The organism is Shewanella sp. CAL98-MNA-CIBAN-0140, from assembly GCF_040309905.1.
In the GTDB taxonomy this organism is placed as follows: domain Bacteria; phylum Pseudomonadota; class Gammaproteobacteria; order Enterobacterales; family Shewanellaceae; genus Shewanella; species Shewanella psychromarinicola.
This window is the reverse complement of sequence record NZ_JBEOPI010000013.1, coordinates 109,689-116,039: the sequence shown is the minus strand read 5'-3', so window position 1 is coordinate 116,039 and position 6,351 is coordinate 109,689. Positions and strand designations below refer to the sequence as shown.

General features: G+C 39.3%; 6 protein-coding genes. All 6 read left to right on the top strand.

Going from position 1 to position 6,351, the window contains the following annotated elements; all coding sequences use genetic code 11:
- Positions 1–323 precede the first annotated feature (323 nt).
- The 6 genes from AAEY93_RS09040 (at position 324) to AAEY93_RS09015 (ending at position 6,244) form a co-directional block, all read left to right on the top strand.
- Complete coding sequence (locus AAEY93_RS09040) at positions 324–1,817, top strand: hypothetical protein (RefSeq protein WP_124011632.1); 1,494 nt, start codon at positions 324–326, stop codon at positions 1,815–1,817.
- Positions 1,818–1,902: 85 nt separating this feature from the next.
- The gene (locus tag AAEY93_RS09035; protein WP_124011631.1) at positions 1,903–2,427 is read left to right on the top strand and encodes a hypothetical protein; all 525 of its coding nucleotides are present in this window, start codon (positions 1,903–1,905) and stop codon (positions 2,425–2,427) included.
- A gap of 511 nt (positions 2,428–2,938) precedes the next feature.
- Entirely contained in the window at positions 2,939–3,367 is a 429-nt protein-coding gene (locus AAEY93_RS09030; RefSeq protein WP_123778305.1) for a hypothetical protein, read from the top strand.
- A 1-nt stretch (position 3,368) separates the two neighbouring features.
- Positions 3,369–3,800 carry a hypothetical protein gene (locus AAEY93_RS09025; RefSeq protein ID WP_124011630.1) on the top strand — a complete coding sequence of 144 codons (432 nt, stop codon included), beginning with the start codon at positions 3,369–3,371 and terminating at the stop codon, positions 3,798–3,800.
- A gap of 251 nt (positions 3,801–4,051) precedes the next feature.
- Positions 4,052–4,609 (top strand): hypothetical protein, encoded by a 558-nt coding sequence (locus AAEY93_RS09020; RefSeq protein WP_351076254.1) that lies wholly within the window; start codon positions 4,052–4,054, stop codon positions 4,607–4,609.
- Positions 4,610–5,029: 420 nt separating this feature from the next.
- Entirely contained in the window at positions 5,030–6,244 is a 1,215-nt protein-coding gene (locus tag AAEY93_RS09015) for an RsmB/NOP family class I SAM-dependent RNA methyltransferase (RefSeq protein WP_124011628.1), read from the top strand.
- Positions 6,245–6,351: the final 107 nt, after the last annotated feature.

Genomic DNA, 6,351 nt, shown 5'->3' with positions numbered 1-6,351 from the left:
AACCTTCACAATCTTGCTTGAGCACATCTCGAAAGTACATTATGTTATTGTTTTATAATGGCTGGCCTGATTTTTTTATGGGTTGGATCATAGTGGCTAAAAATCACTATTATTGAAGGAAATTGGTTCATTTTTCAATCTACGGCCATAAACTTATAACATATCGGCCTTCTAGCAACGAACCTTCACAATCTTGCTTGAGCACATCTCGAAAGTACATTATGTTATTGTTTTATAATGGCTGGCCTGATTTTTTTGTTATGGAAAAAGTTTATTAAAGAATTAACTGAAAACACGTCTAAAATCGTTGAGGTAAAAGCAATATGAGTATTAATTTAATTCCGAGCCTTGAGTTTTCTAATAGATTTTATGAATCAGACTCAGTTATATATATTCATACCAATCAACATTGTGGCATCATTAATTATGTCGATGAATATAAAATAATAAAATACGACATTGGTGCTTATTTTATCAATGTGCTTGATGATGTGCCGGTCATTTACTTTGGTACTGATCATCAAAGTTATAACAAGAGTTATCACTTAAATCATCAATTTAAATTGGTTGAGAAACCAGAGTTACTGGCAAGAGAATCAGAAGGTTTTAATATAATTATTTCCAACGATTTTGATATAACCCTGATAGAGAATGATGATTACGATATCTATTGGCAAGTAATAAACAAGAAGACACAAGAAGAGCGCATCTTTAACTATGATGGTTATGCCGTTAAGCATAATGGGCGGCTTTATGTAAAAGAGTCTCGTCAAATTATCGCGCTTTCAGATGACCTGTCTGAGCGCTGGACAATAAAGTGTGATGACTCTCAAGCTACAGGTTTTCAGCGCAGTCGTTTTTTTGCTGATAATTATTTAATTTATGTGTCTTTTCGCGAAGAGCCTAGTAGCCTTCAACCCTGGGCAGGCGATACCGTTAATCTGGTGTGCTTAGACAGCGGCAATACCCTATGGACACATACTTTTGATAACCCAGTGATGAGTGTGATGCATCACGAAAATTCAATCATTGTGGGTACTGACCTTCATGGTTTTATCTTAGATGCCGCCAGCGGCGCTATCACGCTGCAGTTTGCTAGCCCCTATAACATTATGGATATGGAGACGGTTTTTAGCGAAACAGGTGGTTTTTTAGGTCAACCCCGCAGTGAAAGCCGCTTATGGACCGACGGTCATTATCTGTATTTTACCGGTAATGGCGGTAATCAACTGCACATCTACCAAATGGATGGTAGGTTATTTAGCGGGCCACACCAGCTTAAAAAAGGCTATCAATTTCGCGCTGCTACGGGATGCTTTCATCTTAATGGAAAAAGTTACATCTCCATTTTTAGTGATGACCAAGCGTTTCATTTAGTTGATTCAGGGGTAATGGTCATTGACCCTAAGACACTCACAAGCGACTGTACCATTGAGATAGAAAAAGGCCCCGAGCGCGAAGTCCTCCACCATGTGATTGATAAAAAGGCAGAGTATTATCAGTTAGTGATACACGCCGATGAGCATTCAAACAACAGGGTGGATGATTTAATTCGCTTTGCCGAAATTGACACCAAACGTATTGCCGCCCGCTATGGCTCACAAATTTGGACCAATAAAGAAAAAAACAGAAAATTTAATGGGCAAATTCAGTTAACCATTCATGGGTCTACTGCCATGAAGTTAGCATGTGAGCCAATGCTCGATATGTTAGTGGACCGAGTATCCCATTGGGCGAAAGCGTCGAGCACCGCATCGGGTAATCGTAAAGCGCATATTAAGGTCAGTTGGGAATGGATTGTCAGCCCCAGCGATTAAGCATGTGCCATAAGCGTTATTGAAGAGAGATAAGCGGAAACGTAACGCGTTAGTGCCTATTTTATAGCAATATTAAGGAAAATAGATGTCAAAGTTAAGCAGTCAGGATGTTGTGGCATGGGCTAATAAATATCAATTAGCATTGGATGACGAAAATGTAACAGAAGGAGCGTTTGATGACTCATTTGAGCTTAATGATTTTCTGGTGTTTGCTTTAGCGCCTGCGGGCACTATGGCCCTTGGTGAACAAGGTTGCCCACCAAGTGACTACCTTGCAGATGTTATCGATGATTACTTATCCTTGATTAGTGACAAAGACATCACCCTTGTCAGTGTAGAGTCTGACGATGAATGGCAAACCGCCACCGCTGTTTTTGATGACTCAGGTGAGCAAATAACGCTGGTTATTAACGATATATACGCTTCAGACTGGGTGCCCAGTGATGTAGGCGATAAAATGTTAGCCTTGTCAGCGCAGCGTTGCCCGCAAAGGCTGTATACCATTTATGGTGAAGATGCCTTTACCGTGCTTTATATTCCACAAGATGCGGTGGAAGAAATAGAAACAATGCTTAAGCAGTTACCTCTACCTGAATGGATGGAAGACTAGGTTACTTTTTAAGGAGATTGCTGCACGCGGTTCGGCTGTCAGCTATCAGCTTTAACTACCATTAACCTGAAAGCGTGGACGTTACCCGTTTTGATAAAGATGTCGAATCTTTTATCAAGTATTCATAGATGGCATCTTTAGCATTGCATTTTTTACATGACAAAAAAGATATTCAGCGTGTCGCCGATCTCGACAATATCCCAGCGCTTGAGGAGTAAAATAAGATGGCAAAATTAGCATTAGCAAAAGAAGTGTGGTTAAGCAAGGATGCTGCTTGGCTCAAACAGCGTGAATTGGATTGGGGTAACATTTAATTAGGATTAGTACTTCAAAAACGAGCGGCATATTTAGATAATCACATACTAATTGATAATTGTTTTGCTATTTCGATAGGGTAAAATTAGAAAGCTTCATCCACATTAAGGTTGATTTTTTACCTAACCATTAACACCATTAAAGATGAAACTATAAACACTAAACAAAAATAGTGTCTTAAAAGGAGTTTTTTACTATGAGCATGACTAGAGCTGAAGTCAAAATTACGGTTGCTAAATTAATTGAAGCGTCATATTCGAAAGATAAAGGTTTAACAACAAAAATAATGGCTGAAAAAGGAAGTTTTAAGCTTACTGTTGATCAGAGTGGAACGGCTACCTTAAGCGGAAATGCTGGTGTATTAACATTCAGCGGGACACCAACTCTTGAGAAAATAGGTATTAAGGTCAAGCGTATTAGTATTAGCTTTGAAAATAAAGGTGAAATGAATATTGGATATAGTGCAACAGTAAACTTAGCAGTCATAAGTTTAACTGTTAATGGTGATTTTGATTTAGAAGAACTTATCACTTCATGTTCAGGTTTATTATGCTCAGCAGCGAGAGCTCTTAAAGGTCGAAATAGGGCTTATGAAGCTGAATTAGAAAGCATAATGGGAAGATAATATGAGATCAATTACTTTGTTTTTGCTATTGTTTTTTTCTGCATGTGCAGTAAAAATGAATAATGGACTATTATATTCAAGCTATTATCGATACGATCAATCTGTGAGTGTTGATAACCTACACAAGTTGCAATCTGATTTTTTTAGTTCAAATTTAATAAAAAATTTGAACGTAGATGAGTCTGAAATAACTGAACAATTACTCTTTAAAAAGTACATGTTTAAGCAGAAATCACACTTTGAAAAAATAAATGAGAAAGTCGGGTGCTTATCTATTAATGGATTCGATAATGAGAACATGCCAATATCCTTCAATATAAAATATGTTGCTGAAAATGAGCACTGGCTTATAGAGGAAATTGGAGTTTTATTTGTAAATTCGATTGCTGATTTTACTGATTCAGCTAAATGTCCCAGTGAATATCAAAATTGAATTTAACGTCAGAATATTTGACTGATAATCTGAACTCAACATGGCCACCAATCCAAAATTGGCGCAAGATATTATTGATGCAATTAATGATCCTGATATGTCTATAGAATTAAGAGATAGAGTGGCTAAATAAGAGTCAGTAAATATATGACTAAATAAATAGTAGCGAGTATGGCTTCCAACTCCCAGAGCTAACCGATTTTTGGCAACTAGCATCGCAGGATAGCGATCTAGCTTGGTTGGATTTTATCATGAATGATGAGGTGCTTCTTGACGATCCTGAAAATCAAAGAGCAGAGCTCTCTGTGTGGTTTGATAGTTTTATCTGCCCGCTGCCTAGCAGTGCTAAAGATGTGTTTGCCATTATTGGGCAGCGTTTAACAAGCTTGGGTTTTAGTGACACGCCTTACCATGCAGAGCAAGTACAAAGGGTGAGTTTAACCCCCATGTTAACAATCGACTTTATGGCTGAAATGGGCTTTAATATTGATGAGCCGGTGTATGCCTACCAATATGACTTGCTCTGTAGCGCCGATTTTGTGGGTACCGACCAGTGCCAATTACAGTATAAGGTGTTGTTAATCGATACCGCCAAGCCAGAGCCTTATGTGCTTTTGGTGGAGTCCCTTCCATACGAAATAGGATGTCGAAAAACCAGCGGGTATTACGCAATAAACGCTATTTATTGGATGCCTTACGCGAAGAAGACGGCTTGCCTTTTTATCGGCATTATAATTTCGCCCAAGATCCTGTTTGGCCTAAAACCATTCCGCCAGCAGCAAAGCATTACCCTGACTACCACACATTGATGGCGATACCTTTCAAGGATGCAACTTACCTCCCTTTTAAACAAGGTCGGTTTGGTTTACTACTAGGAATGGATGAGTTTGCCCAGGTTGAGGGTCAGTCTTATACAGACTGGTTGAGTGGAAAAGACTAATCGATATTTAGGATTAATCATCAGCGGCTTTCGGGCCGCTTTTTTTATGCTTTGCATTAGTGAACATAACATCACGCAGTTGTGAAAGGGGACGGGTTAAATTCAGCGTATTAAGTGCGCTTGATGTTACAAAATCTCATTCACAGAAAAACCTATAAACGTAGAATGATTGGCTAGTTTATGCTGTCAAAGTGAGGAGTAAAGCCTGATATGGCCTTGCTATCAACAGCTTTAATCCCTATGATCAGCACGTTTTTAAATTGATTGTTATATTAGATAGAGAGCCCCCATGTTGACTTATCCGTTGTCAGGCAGTTCATCAGAGTTGGTATTAAATGTACTAACCATGGTGTTAACCCGAGGAAAACCATTAGATAGAGCCTATTCAGAGCATTTTTCTGGTTTAACCCTTAACCCATCAGAGCAAGCACGGATCACGCAAGTCACTGGCGATATTTTACGTCGCTTAAACTTATATTGTTTTCTGGTTGATATTAAACCGGAAGAGTTTGATCGTTTAGGATCTAAATTACTCAATGGTTGGCATGTTTTTCATGGCTTAGATTTACCTAAAATGCAGTATTCATTGCAAATTGAGCAGGCGGCATTTAGTGCTAATCTTGAACAAGCAAAAACAGACCCTGTGCTATGGGATGGCTGTCCAGAATGGTTAGAAATCATAGGTCAAGCACAGTTAGGTGATAAATGGCCCGCTGAACGTGCAGCACTAGCAGAGCAGCCAAAGCGTTATTTACGCGTGAATGAACTGAAATGTAATCGCGAATCCCTTATTGAAAGACTTAAAAAAGAAGGCGTAACTGCCGTAGTGGTAAGTGATGTTGCTTCTGCTATTGAGGTTACATCAGACTCAGCACTATTTCGAACCGATGCATTTAAAGACGGCTGGTTTGAACAGCAAGATGCGGGTTCACAATTGGTTGCTGACGCTGTGGGTGCCAAACCAGGAATGCGGGTTGTCGATGCTTGTGCGGGTGCGGGTGGTAAAACCTTACATATTGCAGCACAAATGCAAGGTAAAGGTCGTTTGCTTGCGATGGATGTTGAGCAATGGAAACTCGATAACCTTAAAACTCGGGCTAAACGCGCTGGCGCACATAATGTTGAAACGCGGATTATCGCTAGCTCTAAAACCATTAAACGTCTGAAATTATCGGCCGATCGAGTGTTATTAGATGTGCCTTGTTCGGGACTTGGGGTGTTAAAACGTAATCCTGATTCTAAATGGCGTGATACGCCGGAGCGTTTGCCGGTGCTGGTTGAATTGCAAAAGCATATTTTGCAGAGTTACTGCCGTATGGTCAAAGTTGGCGGAATGCTCATTTATGCGACATGCTCTATTATGCCAGAAGAAAACCGTCATCAAATCGATGCGTTTCTCGCTGAAAACCCGCAGTTTACGCTTATCGAGGATGAAAACATCTTGGTTTCAGAACGTGGATTTGATGGTTTCTATTTAGCTAAAATGGAACGTATAGCTGAATAGTTATTCATGGCTATTGATTTTTAGAGTCATCATATTGATGGTAGATAACAAAAAACAGTGCAAATCTTCTGCACTGTTTTTTTTTATGGATAATTATTTACTGATAA

Excerpts from the sequence above, each read along its gene's own strand:
- AAEY93_RS09025 (WP_124011630.1), top strand. The coding sequence starts at position 3,369 with ATGAGATCAATTACTTTGTTTTTGCTATTGTTTTTTTCTGCATGTGCA.
- AAEY93_RS09020 (WP_351076254.1), top strand. The coding sequence starts at position 4,052 with ATGAATGATGAGGTGCTTCTTGACGATCCTGAAAATCAAAGAGCAGAG.
- AAEY93_RS09015 (WP_124011628.1), top strand. The coding sequence starts at position 5,030 with ATGTTGACTTATCCGTTGTCAGGCAGTTCATCAGAGTTGGTATTAAAT.
- AAEY93_RS09030 (WP_123778305.1), top strand. The coding sequence starts at position 2,939 with ATGAGCATGACTAGAGCTGAAGTCAAAATTACGGTTGCTAAATTAATT.
- AAEY93_RS09040 (WP_124011632.1), top strand. The coding sequence starts at position 324 with ATGAGTATTAATTTAATTCCGAGCCTTGAGTTTTCTAATAGATTTTAT.
- AAEY93_RS09035 (WP_124011631.1), top strand. The coding sequence starts at position 1,903 with ATGTCAAAGTTAAGCAGTCAGGATGTTGTGGCATGGGCTAATAAATAT.